General features: G+C 38.1%; 15 protein-coding genes. 6 read left to right on the forward strand and 9 right to left on the reverse strand.

Annotation, left to right across the window (positions count from 1 at the left end; genetic code table 11):
* The first annotated feature begins 47 nt into the window (after positions 1-47).
* The 4 genes from MKY80_RS13690 (at position 48) to MKY80_RS13705 (ending at position 4,208) form a co-directional block, all read left to right on the forward strand.
* Positions 48-566: a sigma-70 family RNA polymerase sigma factor gene (locus MKY80_RS13690; RefSeq protein ID WP_025116216.1), complete on the forward strand. Its 519-nt coding sequence runs from the start codon at positions 48-50 to the stop codon at positions 564-566.
* Positions 559-1,452, forward strand: coding sequence for an RsiV family protein (locus MKY80_RS13695; RefSeq protein WP_008181804.1), 894 nt, complete (start codon positions 559-561; stop codon positions 1,450-1,452). Before MKY80_RS13690 ends, MKY80_RS13695 begins: the two co-directional genes overlap by 8 nt.
* A gap of 144 nt (positions 1,453-1,596) precedes the next feature.
* The gene (locus MKY80_RS13700; RefSeq protein WP_089986338.1) at positions 1,597-2,721 is read left to right on the forward strand and encodes an endospore germination permease; all 1,125 of its coding nucleotides are present in this window, start codon (positions 1,597-1,599) and stop codon (positions 2,719-2,721) included.
* Positions 2,721-4,208, forward strand: a complete 1,488-nt coding sequence (locus tag MKY80_RS13705) for a spore germination protein (protein WP_008181802.1) — start codon at positions 2,721-2,723, stop codon at positions 4,206-4,208. The genes MKY80_RS13700 and MKY80_RS13705 overlap by 1 nt, the downstream gene beginning before the upstream one ends.
* A 39-nt stretch (positions 4,209-4,247) precedes the next feature.
* On the opposite strand, the gene MKY80_RS13710 is transcribed toward MKY80_RS13705, so the two are convergent.
* Both MKY80_RS13710 and MKY80_RS13715 read right to left on the reverse strand, forming a co-directional pair.
* Complete coding sequence (locus MKY80_RS13710; RefSeq protein WP_090002615.1) at positions 4,248-4,667, reverse strand: SRPBCC domain-containing protein; 420 nt, start codon at positions 4,665-4,667, stop codon at positions 4,248-4,250.
* A 175-nt stretch (positions 4,668-4,842) separates the two neighbouring features.
* Positions 4,843-6,603, reverse strand: coding sequence for an ABC transporter ATP-binding protein (locus MKY80_RS13715; RefSeq protein WP_090002614.1), 1,761 nt, complete (start codon positions 6,601-6,603; stop codon positions 4,843-4,845).
* 416 nt (positions 6,604-7,019) lie between these two features.
* On the opposite strand from MKY80_RS13715, the gene MKY80_RS13720 reads away from it, so the two are divergent.
* Together MKY80_RS13720 and MKY80_RS13725 are read left to right on the forward strand one after the other, a co-directional pair.
* Complete coding sequence (locus MKY80_RS13720) at positions 7,020-7,781, forward strand: TerC family protein (protein WP_008180519.1); 762 nt, start codon at positions 7,020-7,022, stop codon at positions 7,779-7,781.
* 342 nt (positions 7,782-8,123) lie between these two features.
* Positions 8,124-8,633: a ferritin gene (locus MKY80_RS13725; protein ID WP_069481808.1), complete on the forward strand. Its 510-nt coding sequence runs from the start codon at positions 8,124-8,126 to the stop codon at positions 8,631-8,633.
* A 151-nt stretch (positions 8,634-8,784) separates the two neighbouring features.
* Here the strand turns inward: MKY80_RS13725 and MKY80_RS13730 are convergent, their stop codons facing one another.
* The 7 genes from MKY80_RS13730 to rbsK all read right to left on the reverse strand — a co-directional run bounded on the left by MKY80_RS13730 (position 8,785) and on the right by rbsK (position 17,761).
* Positions 8,785-9,966, reverse strand: coding sequence for an iron-containing alcohol dehydrogenase (locus MKY80_RS13730; protein WP_008180514.1), 1,182 nt, complete (start codon positions 9,964-9,966; stop codon positions 8,785-8,787).
* A 17-nt stretch (positions 9,967-9,983) separates the two neighbouring features.
* Positions 9,984-10,838 (reverse strand): N-acyl homoserine lactonase family protein, encoded by an 855-nt coding sequence (locus MKY80_RS13735; protein WP_043990738.1) that lies wholly within the window; start codon positions 10,836-10,838, stop codon positions 9,984-9,986.
* A gap of 12 nt (positions 10,839-10,850) precedes the next feature.
* A complete protein-coding gene (locus MKY80_RS13740) occupies positions 10,851-12,272 on the reverse strand; it encodes an aldehyde dehydrogenase family protein (RefSeq protein WP_342529779.1) in 1,422 nt (473 codons plus the stop codon).
* Positions 12,273-12,367: 95 nt separating this feature from the next.
* Positions 12,368-13,378 carry a LacI family DNA-binding transcriptional regulator gene (locus MKY80_RS13745; protein ID WP_174804725.1) on the reverse strand — a complete coding sequence of 337 codons (1,011 nt, stop codon included), beginning with the start codon at positions 13,376-13,378 and terminating at the stop codon, positions 12,368-12,370.
* Positions 13,379-13,438: 60 nt separating this feature from the next.
* Entirely contained in the window at positions 13,439-14,656 is a 1,218-nt protein-coding gene (locus tag MKY80_RS13750) for an RtcB family protein (protein WP_342529784.1), read from the reverse strand.
* 102 nt (positions 14,657-14,758) lie between these two features.
* Positions 14,759-16,609: a dynamin family protein gene (locus MKY80_RS13755; protein ID WP_090002611.1), complete on the reverse strand. Its 1,851-nt coding sequence runs from the start codon at positions 16,607-16,609 to the stop codon at positions 14,759-14,761.
* 267 nt (positions 16,610-16,876) lie between these two features.
* A complete protein-coding gene (gene rbsK / locus MKY80_RS13760) occupies positions 16,877-17,761 on the reverse strand; it encodes a ribokinase (RefSeq protein ID WP_008180503.1) in 885 nt (294 codons plus the stop codon).
* Positions 17,762-17,783 lie beyond the last annotated feature (22 nt).

A 17,783-nucleotide genomic window follows, 5' to 3' on the forward strand; every position in this document is an offset into this window, starting at 1 on the left:
GTACATGTATACAATTTGACAATGTTAAAAAAGGAGCTTCTTTGGACATGAAAACAAGAAATGCATTTCAACATGAAGAGGTGTTTGTCCAATTCATTCGTGAACAAAAAGAGCGTTTTTATTTGCTCGCGTATAGCTATACAAAAAATGAACAGGACGCACTAGATGTTGTACAGGACAGTGTTCAAAAAGCCATGCTGTCATTAGATCGACTTGAAAATGTTGATTATATGAAAAGCTGGTTTTATAAAATAGTCGTTCGTACAGCCATTGATTTTTTACGAAAGCATAAACGCTTACAAGTAACTGATGATGATACTTTGCAATATTTAACCCCCGCTCAAGAGGATGTCTATGAAAACGTCGATTTAGAGCATGCGTTAGATGAGCTACCGCAAATGTATCGAGAGGTTGTGATTCTCCATTATTTCGAGGATTTAAAGCTCGCAGACGTTGCGAACATCCTCGATATTAAGTTAAGTACAGCCAAATCGCGTCTTTATAAAGCATTAAAACTATTGAAAATACAATTGGAAGATGTGAAGGGAGAAACTGCACATGGATAAAAAATTAAAAAATTTAGAAAAACAATATACAGATGTTTCCATTCCTAAGGAATTAGATTTGGTGGTAGAACGAGCATTAAAGCAAGGTCGAAAAAAGAAAAAAAACCGTACTCCTCAATGGTTGCTTGGCTCGGCAGCTGCAGCTATGCTATTTACTGCTAGTTTAAATGTGAGTCCAGCAATGGCTCGAACACTTTCAGACATACCTGTTGTAGGAAGTGTTGTCAAAGTATTAACTTGGACAGAATATGAGGTGGCAGAAGATAATTTTGATGCCAATATTAAAGTACCTGCTATTGAAAATTTAGACAATCAAGATCTTGCCAATACATTAAATGAAAAATATCGTGCAGAAGGGAAAGCTCTTTACGATGAATTTATCACTGAAGTGGGTGATTTAAAAGCCAGTGGTAGTGGTGGTCATTTAGGCGTTGATAGTGGCTTTGAAATTAAAACTGATAATGACCAAATTTTATCGATTGGTCGTTATGTGGTAAATACTGTCGGCTCTTCTTCCACTGTGATGGAATACGATACGATTGACAAAGAAAACGAAATTTTAATTACTTTACCTATGCTTTTTAAAGATAAAAATTATATTGAAGCTATTAGTGAAAATATTAAGGAACAAATGCGTACGCAAATCGCTGAATCCAATCAGGATAAAGTTTATTGGGTGAAGGGTGCTGGCATGGCCGATGAAGATTTGATGGAGGAATTTACAGCCATTCAACCTGATCAGCAGTTCTACATTTCAGATAAAGGTAAGCTTGTGATTTCCTTTGATAAATATGAAGTGGCACCAGGCTTTATGGGCGTTGTGGAATTTGAAATCCCAACAGACATCTTAAAGGATGATCTTGTGAGCGCAAAATACATCCATTAATTATATAGGACTTAACGAGGTATTTGACGATTACATCATCAAATACCTCGTTTTTTTCATGGAGAAGAACCCATTTTCTGCTTATAAAGCTACTGTTTTTTGTCTAAGCTAATATGTATCAATCAATGTTAGAGGGTTTTCATCATGAAAAGTGTAGGATCCATCAGTATTTTACATGTAATCTTCCTATCAATGACCGTTATTGGCTTAAAAAATCATGTAACTATTATTCCTCCACTGCTAGATGCCGCCAAAAGAGATGGCTGGCTATCTGTACTATTTGCTGGGGGTGTTATTTTCTTTTGGTTATTTTTATTAGTTTACATCCAAAAAAAATCTAAACAGGAACCCATTCGAGACTGGCTCAGCGAAAAAATAGGAAAAGTCGCTTCTACTACCATCATCTATATTGTCGCCATTTTTCTATTGATTATCGCAGCATTTACAATGGTGGAAACATTACAATGGGTAAATAGCACATTTTTACCTCAAACACCTGTCCTTATATTATTGTTTGTTTATACTATTCTTTGCATTTTACTTGTGACAACTAGCTTACAAACAATTGTTATTGTCAATGTCTTTGTATTATTTGGAGTTGTAATCCTTGGTTTTTTTGTCGCCTTTACCAATATACAAGTAAAAGATTATAGTTTATTGCGCCCCTTTTTTGAACATGGTTTTCAGCCTATCATACATGGTATGATTTTTCCTGCTTCAGGATTTATAGAGCTATTATTACTATTATTTTTGCAGCACCAATTTAAAGAACGTCTTCGTTGGTACCATTTCACTATTATACTGGCTATCTTAATTGGCCTTACATTAGGTCCATTAATTGGAGCCATTACTGAATTCGGACCAAGTGAAGCATCGAAACAACGTTATCCTGCTTATGAAGAATGGGGATTAGTGACCATCGGACGCTATATTGAGCATTTAGACTTCTTCTCTATTTACCAATGGTTAACAGGGACTTTCATTCGTGTAAGTTTCCTCTTATATATTGTGGCAGACTTATTAAAAATGACTGGCGATCCAAAGCGTATTTGGCAAATGCTCGCTCCACCCTTCTTCATCATTTGTTTACCGTTAATTATGTTAAATGAAAGCTTATTTTTAAAAGTAAAGGGACATTATATTTTAAGTGCTACGTTTATTTTCTTGTTTGCTTTATCAATTTTTTTCATTGTCGTTGCTTACTTATCGGATAATTCTTCTAAAAAGGGGAAAACTGAAAAACAAGACATGAAAAGTGGTGAATCATAATGTCTCAACAGGAGCATGAGTTAGAGATAGATTTAAATACAATAAAAAAACTATTTCAAAAATCTGCAGATATACAATTTCAGGAATATAGCTTTAATGAACAAAAGGTACAATTTATCACATGTGATGCCATGATTGATCAGCAAATGTTGAATGGTGTCATTATTCAGCGGACCCAGTATTTGTATGATCATTTGGATGACGTTTCTTTTGAGGAAAATATAGCGAGGCATCTCCATGTTCCAAGCCTTCAAAAAATCCAAGATAAGGAACAGCTTATTTCATCCGTTTATAGTGGCTTCCTGTTGATGTATTTTGAGCAAGATCATCTGTTATATGCAAGCAATATCGCTAAAAAACCTAATCGTAAGCCGGAAGAAACGCGTATGGAGGTTCTTATTAAAGGGCCACGGGATAACTTTATTGAAGATATCCGCGTCAATATCGCTTTAATTCGCAAACGATTACCGACCAATTCATTTTGCGTCGAAAAGGTGGAGCTCGGAAAACGCTCAAAAACAACAGTGGCGATTCTGTACTTTGAAGATATTGTGGATATGGACATTCTACATGGTATTAAGAAACAGCTAGCTGCGGTCGATACAGATATCGTTTTTAGTGGCGATTTATTGATGGAACGTGTGAATAAAAATTCTAAATTATTTCCAAAGTTCGATTATACAGGGCGACCCGATTATGCCGTTCAAGCATTAGCAAGGGGCCGCTTTGTTATTTTCGTAGATGGTGTCGCTTATTGTATTATCACGCCTGTGAATCTCTTCTTATTATTGAAATCTGCGGAAGATAATGAATATCCGGTCATTTTTAGTTCTGTAGAACGAGTACTACGGATACTCGGTATTCTTATAGGATTACTACTGCCAGCCTTTTGGCTTGCCTTAACAACCTACCATCAAAATCAATTGCCATTACAGTTACTGGCAACCGTTGTACAGGCCAAAGCTGGATTACCCCTCCCTTCTTCACTTGAAATGCTACTAATGCTTTTGATGTTTGAATTGTTCCGTGAAGCAGGGTTACGGCTTCCTTCAGTAATTGGGGGAACCATCAGTGTTGTAGGTGGAATCATTATTGGAGATGCTGCAATTCGAGCAGGTGTAACAAGTCCTGAAATGATTGTTGTTATCGCCATCTCTACCATCGCTTCATTTACCTTGGTCAATCAATCCCTAGTGACATCCGTCAGCATATTACGTGTGGCCTTTATCCTAGCTAGTGCCTTTTTCGGATTATTTGGCTTCTTTGTTTCTTTATATTTGACACTTCTTTACTTATGCAATATCCGTATTTACGGCTACTCTTACATGAACCTTGCAACAGATTTAAACTGGTCTACCATCAAAAAATCTATTTTTCGTCTATCACCAAAAGGTTACACGGAGCGCAATAAAGCACTTGCTCCTCAGGATGCAACCCGTTCAGCTGATGCTCATAGCGTAGACAAAAAAGACCAAGAAAATAACTAGCATCCCCTCACATATTGAGGAGATGCTAGTTATTTTTGGCTACATCTTTTGTATGCTCTCTTCGATAGATGCTAACCTCGATTCCCAATATCGCTTCATTTCTTCTCTTATTTGCTGATTAGCAAGATGTTCCTGATGAAAACTAATGGTCGTTTTATTATTTTCTTTGGATAGGATTCGAATTTGTATGGTAGAAGGTCGTTGCCACTCCTCTTTTTTCCAAGTAAGACGGAGTTGCAAAAGTGGTTTGACGATCCGAATTTCTCCGGTTCCCACCGTTGTACGATACTGATGACCAGGTTTAAGGATTATATTTCCCCCTCCTCCTAACCATGCATTCAAACCTTCCTCCGCTGTAATAAGTGACCATGCTTGCTCTTGCGAGATTGGAAACGTTTTTCTAACCCCTACTTGATAACCAACTGTTTTGGTTAGTCCAATACTTTTGTGGCTGTCCATGTCTTAACCTCCATCTATTAATCTGTCATTGTCTATTCACTACTAATAATTCCTCCCCTCTTCTAAAATTCCTTGTCCTATTAGTCCTTATCCTTTGCGATAAATATATAAAAATAGGAAAAGACAGAAATGCTCTCACACATTTCTGCCTTTTAATAATCGGGCCGACATACGGTTACGTCAGCTCTACATAATCATTTTGTATGCTTTGTTCGTTTTGTCCCTTACGGAATTGAATGTGATGGAGCTTCGCAAAGATACCATTGTGAGCCACTAACTCATCATAAGTACCATCTTCCTCAATACCTTTTGGCGTCACGACCATTACCCGATCTGCGTTTCTAATAGTTGCCAGGCGATGGGCAATAACTAACGTAGTACGGTTTTCAGCTAGCTCTGATAAAGATTGCTGAATAATCATCTCTGTTTCGGTATCTAATGCAGAGGTCGCTTCATCTAAAATTAAAATTGGTGGGTTTTTTAAGAACATACGCGCAATGGCTAATCGTTGTTTTTGTCCACCGGATAATTTCAAGCCTCGTTCCCCAATTTGCGTATCATAACCATCAGGTAGCTCAGCGATGAATGCCTCTAAATGGGCCTTTTTCGCTGCTTCACGAATTTCTTCTTCACTGGCGTTTAGCTTTCCATAGGCAATGTTTTCACGAATTGTCCCTGTAAATAAGAAGACATCCTGCTGTACGATACCAATTTGAGATCGTAAGGAAGCCTGGGTCATATTGCGAATATCGATACCGTCAATCGAAATAGCACCTTTTGAAACCTCATAGAAGCGAGGAATTAACGAACAAATGGTCGTTTTACCGGCACCTGAAGGGCCAACAAAAGCAATAGTTTGTCCAGCCTTTACATCGAATGAAATATCTTTTAAAACCTGTTTCGAAGTATCGTAATTAAAGTGAACATTATTGAAGGAAATATTACCATCTAAATGGTTAATGACCTTCGCATTCTCATGATCTTGAATTTCTGGTTCCTGCTCAATTAGTTCACGGAATCTCTTAAAACCAGCCATCCCCTTCGGATAAAGCTCTAATAAAGCACTAATCTTATCAATTGGTTTAATGAGTACATTTGTATATAAAACAAAGCTCACTAGCTCCCCGTAAGATAATTTTCCATTAAAGCTTAGCCAAGCGCCGACTACTAACACCATTAATGTAAGGAGGCGTGTCATCATGTAAATACTCGAGTGGGTTCCTGCCATTATTTTATAGGCATATAATTTAGCCGTACGGAAAAATCCATTCTGCTCCTTAAAGCGTTTGATTTCAAAATCTTCATTTGTAAAAGATTTCACAACACGGACTCCGGACACACTATCCTCTACACGTCCGTTAACATCAGCAATTTTGCCATACATCGTTTTCCAAGCATTATTCATTTTTATATTACTAAATGTCACAAGCCATGTTAAAAATGGCACCATGATCGCTGCAATTAAAGCGAGTGTTGGGTTCACATTAAACATAATAGCAAAGGCCCCAACAAAGGTCATAATGGCAATGAATAAGTCCTCAGGTCCATGATGGGCAAATTCCCCAATATCAAATAAATCATTGGTAATACGGCTCATGATATGACCTGTTTTCGTATTATCAAAGAATCGGAATGATTGCCTTTGTACATGCGTAAATAATTCCTGACGCATATCTGTCTCAATATTAATCCCCAATTTATGCCCTAAATAGTTCACGATAAAGTTTAAAAACGTACTTATTGCGTACACTAGCAGCAATAATACACTTATTTTTACAATCATTCCCCAATCGCCTGTTGGTAATAGCTCATCAATAAACCACTGAACGGCTAATGGAAAGGCGAGCTCTAAAATGGCTACAATGATTGCACTTGAAAAATCGATGACAAACAATCGTTTATGCGGCTTATAATAGGAAAAAAATTTTCTATACATGTTTGTCTCCTTTCTAAGTTGTAAAAATTTCGCCTATCTTTTAATAGTACCATTTGTCCAAACGTAACGGAAAAGTATTTTTTCTCCATAGCAGTATATTTTTATTTACTTTCAGTTTTTCGCATGCTATGATTGGTGTAAGAATTGAATAGCTTTTGACTTTATTGTCAAAGGGGAGTAGCTAGCGGATGCGATCGAAGCATCTGATTCACATTCGTCATTACATGGTTTCGTACCATCGGGTGTGATGGCATAAATTGTCTCACAGAATAATTTCTGTGCAACGAACAGTAAATTGCTTAGCAAGACCTTTGCCTATTTTTTAGGCAGGGGTCTTTTTCTTTTGCTTAAAATTGGGAAGAATATGTTAGAAGCAACCATTCATTTCTGTTCAATAATTAAAGGAGGAAACAAATTTGGAGGCAATTATTTTAGAATACGCATGGGTACTCGTCGTATTAATTGTATTAGAAGGATTGTTGGCAGCTGACAACGCAGTGGTAATGGCAGTTATGGTTAAGCATTTACCAAAAGCACAACAACAAAAAGCTTTGTTATATGGATTAGTGGGGGCATTTGTTTTCCGCTTCGCCGCATTATTCCTTATTACAACACTCGTTAATTTCTGGCAAATTCAAGCAATAGGTGCAGCTTATCTATTGTTTATGTCTATTAAGCATATTTATGATTCACGGAAAGCATCGCAAAGCTCCGATGAGATCCAAGAGCCGAAAAAGCAATCCGGCTTCTGGATGACGGTTGTAAAAGTAGAACTTGCTGATATCGCGTTCGCGGTAGATTCTATTCTAGCTGCGGTTGCTATTGCTGTAACATTACCACATATCGGTGATTTTGATATTGGTGGTATTAATGCAGGACAGTTCGCCGTTATGTTCTTAGGTGGTCTTATCGGGGTTATCATGATGCGATTCGCGGCTCGTTGGTTCGTGAAAGTTCTTGATAAATTCCCTTCACTAGAAACGGCTGCCTTCCTAATCGTTGGTTGGGTTGGTGTGAAATTAGCTGTGTTAACATTAGCACATGAAAAATTAGGCATTATTCCACATGAGTTCCCACATTCTACAATTTGGAAAGCTATTTTCTGGATTGTCCTAGTAGCAATTGCCCTAGGTGGTTACTTAATTGGGGTCAAAAACCAAAAAACTCAAGCACAATAATGATTTAAAAAAAATCGCCACGACCTATGTCGAGGCGATTTTCTATTTTATATGTAACATTTTATTTTATTAACAGCGCCATGCTAAATAAATTTTCATGTCATTGTAACCTCGCTAGGTCGCCCTATCCAATTCCCCCGACTAATACTTGACTTTACAAACGACACAATAGCCTTTCCTGCCGTTGTATCGAAAAATAAAGAAGTGTAAATTTTCTAATTGAGAACGAATATCAATTAAGTTTTGCACATATTTCCATGAAATTTAAAATTTTTGTATGAAGAACCTCTAACATTGTATACTAGTGAAGAAGGCATTTACTGCAAAAGGAGGAAAACTTTTATGTTATCTGAAAAACTACACACAGCACTTAACGAACAAATGAATTTTGAATTTTACTCGGCTCATGCTTACATGGCAATGGCGGCTTATTGCACAGACCAGGATTACGATGGTTTCGCTAACTTCTTTTTAGTACAAGCCGAAGAAGAACGCTTCCATGCGATGAAATTTTACAACTTCTTAAGTGATATGGGCTACCGTGCAACAATTCAAGGCTTTGAAAGCCCAGGCAATCATTTTGAATCGATTTTAGATGCCTTTAAAACAGCTCTTTCTCATGAAAAAGAAGTGACGCGCCGTATATATAATTTATCAGATATCGCTTTAGATGAACGTGAGCATGCGACAATGGCCTTTTTAAAATGGTTCATCGATGAGCAAGTAGAGGAAGAATCTACATTTGATACATTAATTCGTAAAATCGAACGTATCGAAAACGACTCCAACGCTATCTTTATGCTAGATGCAGAATTAGCTACGCGTACATTTACGCCTGATGCAGAAGCATAACATACTTACTAAATTAGCTAACCCATGACAAAGGCTACGAAGTTTCATCAAAGAAGCTTCGTAGCCTGATTTTTAGGCTTTAAATATACTATAAAACTATAGCTATTTTTTATAAGAAAAACGTCAACAATCAACGTTTCTCTTTTCTTCTTTATGATTCAGCTGGCTCTCGGACTTCTCCATCGAATGCAGCCCGATAAATAGCATAAATATCTTCTCGTTCTAATGGCATCGGACTTCGAGCTAAAATTCTTGTTTGCTTTGTTGCATCGTCAGTTAATTGTCCTAGGGCTTCTTCTGGTATATTAAATCCCTTTAACGTGGAAGGAATTTTTACATCTTGAACGAGCTGTTGTAATGCATCCACACATTTATAGGAAGCCTCTTCTTGCGATAAGTAGGCAGATGATAAACCCATGGCATCTAAAATATCTTTCATTCGTTTTTCACAGCTTTGACGAATATACCCCATGACATATGGTAATAGTACGGCATTGGAATCGCCATGGGCTATATGAAATTGACCTCCTAAAGGATAAGCTAAAGCATGAACACCGGCTACTCCTGCATTGAAAAATGCCAAACCAGCTAAATAACTACCATAGCTCATATCTGAACGTGCCTGCTTATTCTCCCCTTCCAGCACAGCCGTACGAATAGAGCCACTAATTAGGCGAATAGCTTGTAGTGCAAGTGCATCCGTTACTTCATTGGCATTGACTGAAACATATGCCTCAATGGCATGTGTTAAAGCATCAACCCCCGTTGCAGCTGTTACCTTTGGTGGTAATGAAATCGTTAGCTCTGGGTCTACAATCGCACTGTCCGCCAATAAGTAGTCGTGTGTCACAACGTCTTTTGTTGTGTCGAGGGACAGGACTGAGATATTTGTCACTTCTGAGCCTGTTCCAGATGTAGTTGGTATTAAAATTTTAGGTAATCCTTTTTGTTCAAGTGCTTTTGTGCCTGTTAAATTTAAATAATCCGCTACTTTCCCATCATGTACGGCTAAAACAGCAGCAAGCTTAGCTAAATCAAGAGCACTTCCTCCACCTAAACCGATGACCAAATCAAATTGATGTTTTCTAGTAAAATCAACTAGCTTTTCTCCAATAGCAAGTGGGGGCTCTGGGGCAATATCTGTATAAATGGTCGTTGCATATCCTTTTGAACGCAAGGGCTGCTGGACTTTATCTGCTAGCCCTAATTCCTTTAAAAATGGGTCTGTGACAATTAAAATATTTGTAGCTTTAAATCTTTCTACTTCAGGCAGAAGCTGATTTAAACATCCCCAACCTGTATAGCTTACAGGCGTAAAGGTTAATTTATGCATGGCTTCTCTACTCCTATCTATTCATAATATCCTTCTGTCGATTTTCTAAATGATTTAAATTGGACAGGGTCATGACCAAACCAAACCTGAGAATTCGTTTCATTGGCAAGTCGGCGAATGCGTTCAACTGTAGAATTATAGCCAACCGAATCATAAATAATGCCCGGTGGCTTAACAGGTGGGCCAAAGCTTTCCGCCGTATAGATGGCATCTGACGCTAAAATAATTCCACCTGTGTCTGGCATATTAATGTGCAGACCGAGCATACCCCACGCATGGCCACTACCAAAGTTTAATACTTGAATGCCTTCTGCAAGCTTCACATGATCTTCACCACGTTTAATAAGGCGCCATTGTAAATTATTTTTAATCCACATATCAATGTCGCCCCAAATGTAGGCACCGTCTTTAACATTTCTTGCATACGTTTGTAATGTGCCGTTAAACTCATCTTCTTGTACAATGATCGTCGCATTCGTAAATAATTCTAAGCAGCCTGCATGGTCGAGATGCAAGTGGGATGCTACAACATATTTGATATCCTCAGGACGAACATTTAATTCTTCTAATCGATGATGTAAATAGCATTCTTCTGGCATATTAATAGGGAACGCTTTTTGTGTAAATTCTCCCCAACGTCCATCGGGTCCCATAGCGTTTGGATTACACGCCGTATCAAATAAAATTTTGCCCTCTGGATGATCAATAAGTACTGTATAAACGGGGAATTCTACAAATTCATTTGGTTGATTTGGATGATCGATTGTTGCTGGATTGTGCATGGCAATCATATAATTCTTATCCATTCGCATCGTACCGTTGTCCATTACATACAATTTTGGGTGTTGTTTGATCATTTTCATGTTTCCCATCTCCATTCGTGATTATTGGTTATTCCAAATAATGAGCTTCATTTCTGTCATTTCTTCCATTGCATATTTAATGCCTTCACGGCCTGTACCACTTTCCTTCACGCCACCATATGGCATATGATCTACACGATAAGTTGGCACATCATTAATAAGGACGCCCCCTACCTGTAATGCTTTGGAAGCTTTAAAAGCCGTCTCAATTGATGGTGTAAAAATACCTGCCTGTAGTCCATAATGAGAATCGTTAATAGCTTCTATTGCCTTCTCTATAGTAGATACTGAATTCACGATAACAACTGGCGCAAAAATTTCTTCACAGGATACCTTACTTTGTGAAGATACGTTCGATAAAACAGTTGGCAATAAAACCTGATTGTCAATATAACCACCAGCAATGATTTTAGCCCCTTCAGCAACTGCTTCTTCAATCCACTCATGGGCTCGTTCTTGTTCTGTTGCTGAAATCATCATGGCTATATCCGTTGTTTCATCAAGAGGATCACCAATGACTAGCTGTGCCACTTTAGCGCTGAGCTTGTCTAAAAACTCATTTACGATACTTTCCATTACATATATTCGCTGCAATGAAATGCATACCTGACCTTGATTTGAAAATGCCCCCATAATTATTCGGTCCATAATCTGATCAAGTTGAACGCCTTCGTCAACAATCACTCCTGCATTCGACCCTAATTCTAACGTTACCTTTTTTAAACCTGCACGATTTCGTAGCGAAATCCCTACAGCAGGACTTCCCGTAAACGTTATCATTTTCACATGAGGATGTGCTAAAAATACATCTCCTACTAATTCCCCCTGCCCAGTCACTAGATTAAAAGCTCCCGCCGGTAAATTGGTTTGTGCCAATAGTTTTGCTAGAAAATGAGCGGATAGAGCCGTTTGAGTAGCTGGCTTTAACACAATCGTATTACCTGCCGCTAAAGCAGGACCTACTTTATGCGCAACTAAATTTTGTGGGAAATTAAACGGTGTAATTGCTGCAATTACGCCGATTGGCTCTCGAATGGTATAGGCAAAACGCCCTTCCCCATTTTTAGAAGCGTCCATCGGAATCATTTCGCCAGATAATCGTTTAGCCTCCTCTGCGGCAAATTTATAGGTTTCAATGGTGCGATCAATTTCAGCATAGGCATACTTGAGCGGTTTTGCTGATTCTAGTGAAATAATATTAGCTGCCTCTTCTCGATTTTCCAAAAAGAGTGTCGATAAATGCTCCAAAATTTCTGCTCGTTGAAAAGCCGTTAACGCAGCCATGCTCTTCGCAGCTACTTGTGCACTTGCAATGGCCTCATGTATATCTTGTTCAGTGGCCATTGCAAAATGGGCAATCACCTCTTGTGAATGCGGGGCTTGAACCTCCATATACTCTGCAGTCATCTTCCATTCTCCATGAATCCATAAGCCCCTTTTCAAGACTTATCTCACTCCTTTCATTTATGGTTACGTATTCATTTCTGAAAATAAAGAAATGAATACGTAACCATTTCGGTGCAAAAAATAAACTGACGTTAAATCAGTTCATTTTTACACGTTGTATTTCTTGGGAAAAGTTTAACAGACTCTGTTTGCTGGATGCAAGTATTTTTTTTCTCCATAACCTCAAATAATTTTTCAATCGCTAAAAATCCTAAGTTTTCTTCTGATGTAATCCCTACTGTTGTCAAAGCAATGGAATGATGTTTACTAAGCTCCACATTATCAATGCCGATCACATTGAAATCCCTAGGAACCTGAAAGCCTCTTTCTAAACAAAGGTTCAAAATTTCTATAGCGATGGCATCTGTTGCTGCACAAATTGCTGTAGGTCTTCTGTCCAGTTTTAATAGTTCCTCAAAAGCCTTTTCGATATCTTCCTTATTCGTATTGGTAAAAAATGTAGGTACAGATTTAGCTTCTATTTCATGATCCTTTAGTGCCTTTTCAAACCCATGGTAGCGACCAAAAAAAGTACTCATTTGATGTGGACCACCAATCCAGCACAGTGATTGATGCCCTAATGATAAAATATGATTAGCTGCTAGATATCCTGCTTGCACATTATCTATTTCTACAAAATGTCTATTTTCTTGATGCTTACGATTAAACATAATAAATGGAATTCCTAGTTTTTCTAATGTAAAAAATAAATCATCTTGATAGAGCATCGAAGATAATATAATGGCATCTGCCTTCGTTTCTAAAACTGCATTGTAAATCGAGTGTAAATTATCTTCTGTACCAAAATAAACGTTAACTTTATAGCCACGGGCGTTGACATAATTAACGATAGCGGTCGTCGTATCAACAAAAAAAGGATTGTGTAAAGGACCTGATATTAATGTTATAATGCCTGTCTTTTTCTGAACAAGCGATCTAGCTATATCATTTGGAATATAGTTTAAGTCCTCAATCGCTTTCATCACTTTTTCAACTGTTTTTGGCTTTACTAGCTCTGGTGTATTCAACACTCTTGACACGGTTGTTTGAGATACACCAGCATGCTTTGCCACATCTTTTGAAGAAACCAAAAAACCACCCATTTCATTGTTGTAAAGCTATATTATACCATACATACCTATTGATTATAGGGAGTTAGGGGGTCACTTTCTCTCATAAGGCTTTACCGCTTCACTCGCTTTGAAATTGTAGACAGGCTTAATCATCTTAATAATATCCACTGTTTCTCCAATAGCAGATGTAATTTCTACCATAGGCTTATAGGCCATTGGTGCCTCGTCTAATGTTTCTTCATTGACTGATGTTGTCCAGATTCCCTCCATTGTCTCTTTAAAATCTTCCATATTCAACGCTTTTTTAGCGGCACGGCGTGAGTACATACGTCCTGCACCATGTGGGGCTGAATTATTCCAATCAGCATTGCCTTTCCCTATACAAATAAGTGATCCATCGCGCATATTCATAGGAATGACAAGCTTCTCTCCTTTATTGGCACGGACGGCTCCCTTACGTAGCGTCATTGTCTCTGTCTCAATATAGTTATGAATCGTATCAAATGTATCTATCAACTGCCAATTCATATGTTTTGCAATGGTTTCAGCAATCGTCCAACGATTCATCTGCGCAAATTGCTGCGCGATTTTCATATCATGAATATAGTCATGGAAATGTTCGCCCTCCAGATAGGCTAACTCTTTCGGAACCACAGGGTGTTTCTCTTTATAGGCTTGAATCATCGCTTGGATTTCCTTTTCTCGCCCTTGTTGTTTAAAGCCCTCTATTTTTTCAGTCAAATCTTGCTGACGTAAATTGTCATAGGCTCTTTTTTGATGCCAGTTTGCTACTTTTGCCCCCACATAACGTGAACCAGTATGAATTAGTAAATAGAACTGATTTTCCTCATCTTTAGCCAATTCAATAAAATGATTGCCTCCACCAAGTGTCCCTAACGATAGATTCGTATACTCATCCTTAAAGCCACTTGCTTTGAACTGTTTACCTTCGAACGCTAAAAATTGTCGGTCAGGCGATAGTTCCTTATGAACCTCTTGACCGCTCGGTACATACGTTCGAATGACAGTATCGAGTTTCTCATAATCTACCTTCGTTACATCTAATTGCGCTACAAATACACCACAGCCCACATCCACACCGACCAAATTTGGCACAACCTGCTCCTGTAGGTGAATGGTCGTGCAAATAACACAGCCTTTCCCTGCATGATAATCAGGCATAATACGTACCTTTGTACCTGACATAAACGCCTGATTCGTCAATTCTTGAATTTGATCGATCGCTGATGGCAATGCTGTTTCAGCATAAATTTTAGCCTCCGTGTAACGTCCTTTAATTTCAATCATTTTTACCCCTCCTTACCATTTATACGTACAAATGGAATGATATGTTTCATTCCATAAAAAAACGCCCTAAAAGATTCATTCTTTTAGAACGTTTTGTAAAGTTTATTCTGCATATTGTATGGCTAGTTTATTTGGTATCTCTGGAATATCATTCGATTTCACATCTTCTTCTTGTAACGTTAAGCATTGCTGTGGATACATTTCCTCCACCTCAAAAGGTATAGCAATACTCTCCATTTTATTATTCATTTGACTACGTGCCAATAAACCATTCCTCGAAAGATCGATGTTCAAAATAGCCTGCACCGTTTCTTCAAGCATTTCTAGGTCCTTTGCTTTCAGTGGCATTTGTTCCTGCATTAAGAAAGGTTGAAGATGTTCCTTAATATAGCCCTGTGCTTCAATTAAACATGAAAATTCATTTAATTTTTCAGCATAGCGCTTTAATTGTCGCTTCTCTTTCGCACGTTGTTGATTTAATTCCTGCACTTTTTGTTCAATACGACTCATACGTTCCTTTACTAAATTGACTAAATAAGGTTGAATGTCTCGAACTGCTTGCAACATGGACGTTTCTGCTTGCAGTACATTGTCGTATTGAGCTACACAAACCACTTGCTGCTCATTTAATTTTTGCACACGCTCTTTGAAAAATTCATTTTGGGTATGCTGACCGAAGATAGCCTTCATAAGCCCTTTACCATGAATCTTTTTATGCTGTGCATCTAGGCGTTCATATTCTCGTGAATACTCACTGTGCATAGAACGATACTCCCGTAACATTTGTTGATAATATACAGCGATTTCAGTAAATTTTTCTACCTTCTCATCTTGTAAATAATCATGCTGCGAGATAGTTTGTAAGAGCTGATAAAGGGTTTGAACATGTGTAAATGTATTGGCCACCTGCTCATATTCTTGCTCATATTCCTTAACTATCGCTAAGTCACGCTGATAGCGAGAAAACTCAAATTGGGTATCACCTGCGTATTTTTCAATATTCTCAACAGCAGACTGAAATGGGTCACGTCGTGGAATAACAGTTAATTCGAAGCGGAACCGTTCAAGCCATTGCAAGAAGCGAATTAAAATGGCATAGGTTTTTTTTTCACTATTTTCAGCCACACGATGTATGTGAGCTATTAAATGGTCATATTGACTTTTCTGCCAAAGCTCAAGGTTGTCCGTTTGCTTGGCTGCCAGTGCATTCGTTGCGGAAATAGCTATAAAATCACTCATCAAATGGCCAATACGCTGTTGTTCAGCAGTAATAAATGCGTCTGCATGCTCATCAGCATCAATACCATTGATGACACATAAAGGCTCCACTCCTTTATGCTTTAACGTATCCATTAATAAAAGCTCAGCATCAATCGCCCTAGAGCCGGCACGTAAAACCCAGAAAATCTCATCTACACGGTTCATCAGTGCTTCAGAGAAATAGGCCATTTCACCTCCCCCAGCTTCTAAGGAAACCGAGTCAATGATTGTCACAGATTTTAATAAATCATTTTTTAAATATACTTCCAAGTAATCTAAATGTTCACGTAAAATCTGCGAAGCAAATGTATCACCTGTTGTTAGTAGTTCTAATTTACTAAGATCAAATATGGCTACAACGCCATCTAAAAAATAGGCTTTAATCTCTTCTTGTTCGCCATATCGAATAAATGTATTGACACCTGTCGGATGTTGATCATTTACAGATAAAACCTCACGTCCGAGGAGTCCGTTGACTAGTGTCGTTTTGCCTACTCGTTGTTTACCGACGATTAAAATCATCGTTTGGTTATTAGCATCTTGAATAATACGATTTAAATGTTTAGCTGTATCTTTCACATATGTATTTTGGACAATAATACCGTACAATTGTCGAAGTTGATCAACAAATTGTGGCAATATATTATTCGCTGAGGTTGTATATTCGATTGGCGTATGGTCAATGTTCGTCATCCTCAAAACCTCTTTTCGTATGCATCTATAAGACCATTATAAATGATACTAATGCTTTACTAATATATAGATCAACGAAAAGAGGACAATATACTTATGCATTTATACGACAAATAGGAATTCATCCTTATACCGTTGTAATGTCATTTCACATTTCATTCACAATTCAGACTAAAAGAAATAGCCAATTTTATGAATTTTACTAAAATCGCCAGCGTAAATAACCTTTATTATAGCTATTTAGATCTACCTGTTCTTTTTGGAATACTATTCCCCGGTGCCTGCCATACGCGCGTAAACTTCCCCAAGTGTAGGCATGCCTCCCTGTGCACTAAATTTTTCAACAGACAATGAGGCAGCAAGATTAGCAAAGTACACTGCCTCATCTAATGATTGACCCTCTACTAAGGCATAAGCTAGTGCACCGTTAAAGGTATCACCTGCACCAGTTGTATCCACAGCAGTCGTCATATAGCCTGGTATATGAACGGGAAATATACCATCAAAATAACGCGCACCATCACTTCCTAGCGTTATAATGAGCTTATTAGGATACTTTTCTAGCAGCTGATCGATGGGCTCGTTAAAAATTTCTGCACATTCTGTTTCATTTGGCGTTAAATAGGCGATATCCTTCATCCACTGTTTATCAAAATTTGCCGCTGGTGCAGGATTTAATAATATTGGCACTCCCGCCTCTTTACATAGTTGAATGGCATATGCTGTTGTCTCTTTTGGAATTTCCAGTTGAATGATCACCATTTGGCTTTTTTGTATCAACTCTTTGGATGCCTCAATATGTGTAGGTGCTAATTCATAGTTTGCGCCAGGCACCACTACAATTCGATTATCTTGATTGTAAATAAGTATATTAGCAATACCTGTTGGAGCTGTAGCACTATGAACAATGGCATCTGTGTTTACTTGCTCTTGCTGTAAACCTGCACATAATGTTTCACCAAAGCTATCCTGACCGACACAGCCAATCATCGCCACGTCACTCCCAAGTCGAGCAGCCGCAACTGACTGATTTGCCCCTTTTCCTCCTGGAACTGTTTGAAATGCATGGCCAAGAATGGTTTCTCCTTGCTTTGGAAAAGCATTCATTTGTACAACTAAATCCATATTCAAACTTCCTATAACTGTAATCATTAATGTCCCTACCTTTCTTCTA

The sequence above is a fragment of the Lysinibacillus sp. FSL R5-0849 genome, from assembly GCF_038595075.1.
GTDB classification, from domain to species: Bacteria; Bacillota; Bacilli; order Bacillales_A; family Planococcaceae; genus Lysinibacillus; species Lysinibacillus fusiformis.

What these genes read in the sequence shown, in the direction of transcription:
- MKY80_RS13745 (WP_174804725.1), bottom strand. Translation starts at nt 13,378, where the DNA reads ATGGGTGGTTTTTTGGTTTCTTCAAAAGATGTGGCAAAGCATGCTGGT.
- MKY80_RS13725 (WP_069481808.1), top strand. Translation starts at nt 8,124, where the DNA reads ATGTTATCTGAAAAACTACACACAGCACTTAACGAACAAATGAATTTT.
- MKY80_RS13735 (WP_043990738.1), bottom strand. Translation starts at nt 10,838, where the DNA reads ATGGGAAACATGAAAATGATCAAACAACACCCAAAATTGTATGTAATG.
- rbsK (WP_008180503.1), bottom strand. Translation starts at nt 17,761, where the DNA reads ATGATTACAGTTATAGGAAGTTTGAATATGGATTTAGTTGTACAAATG.
- MKY80_RS13755 (WP_090002611.1), bottom strand. Translation starts at nt 16,609, where the DNA reads ATGACGAACATTGACCATACGCCAATCGAATATACAACCTCAGCGAAT.
- MKY80_RS13710 (WP_090002615.1), bottom strand. Translation starts at nt 4,667, where the DNA reads ATGGACAGCCACAAAAGTATTGGACTAACCAAAACAGTTGGTTATCAA.
- MKY80_RS13730 (WP_008180514.1), bottom strand. Translation starts at nt 9,966, where the DNA reads ATGCATAAATTAACCTTTACGCCTGTAAGCTATACAGGTTGGGGATGT.
- MKY80_RS13705 (WP_008181802.1), top strand. Translation starts at nt 2,721, where the DNA reads ATGTCTCAACAGGAGCATGAGTTAGAGATAGATTTAAATACAATAAAA.
- MKY80_RS13750 (WP_342529784.1), bottom strand. Translation starts at nt 14,656, where the DNA reads ATGATTGAAATTAAAGGACGTTACACGGAGGCTAAAATTTATGCTGAA.
- MKY80_RS13715 (WP_090002614.1), bottom strand. Translation starts at nt 6,603, where the DNA reads ATGTATAGAAAATTTTTTTCCTATTATAAGCCGCATAAACGATTGTTT.
- MKY80_RS13695 (WP_008181804.1), top strand. Translation starts at nt 559, where the DNA reads ATGGATAAAAAATTAAAAAATTTAGAAAAACAATATACAGATGTTTCC.
- MKY80_RS13700 (WP_089986338.1), top strand. Translation starts at nt 1,597, where the DNA reads ATGAAAAGTGTAGGATCCATCAGTATTTTACATGTAATCTTCCTATCA.
- MKY80_RS13690 (WP_025116216.1), top strand. Translation starts at nt 48, where the DNA reads ATGAAAACAAGAAATGCATTTCAACATGAAGAGGTGTTTGTCCAATTC.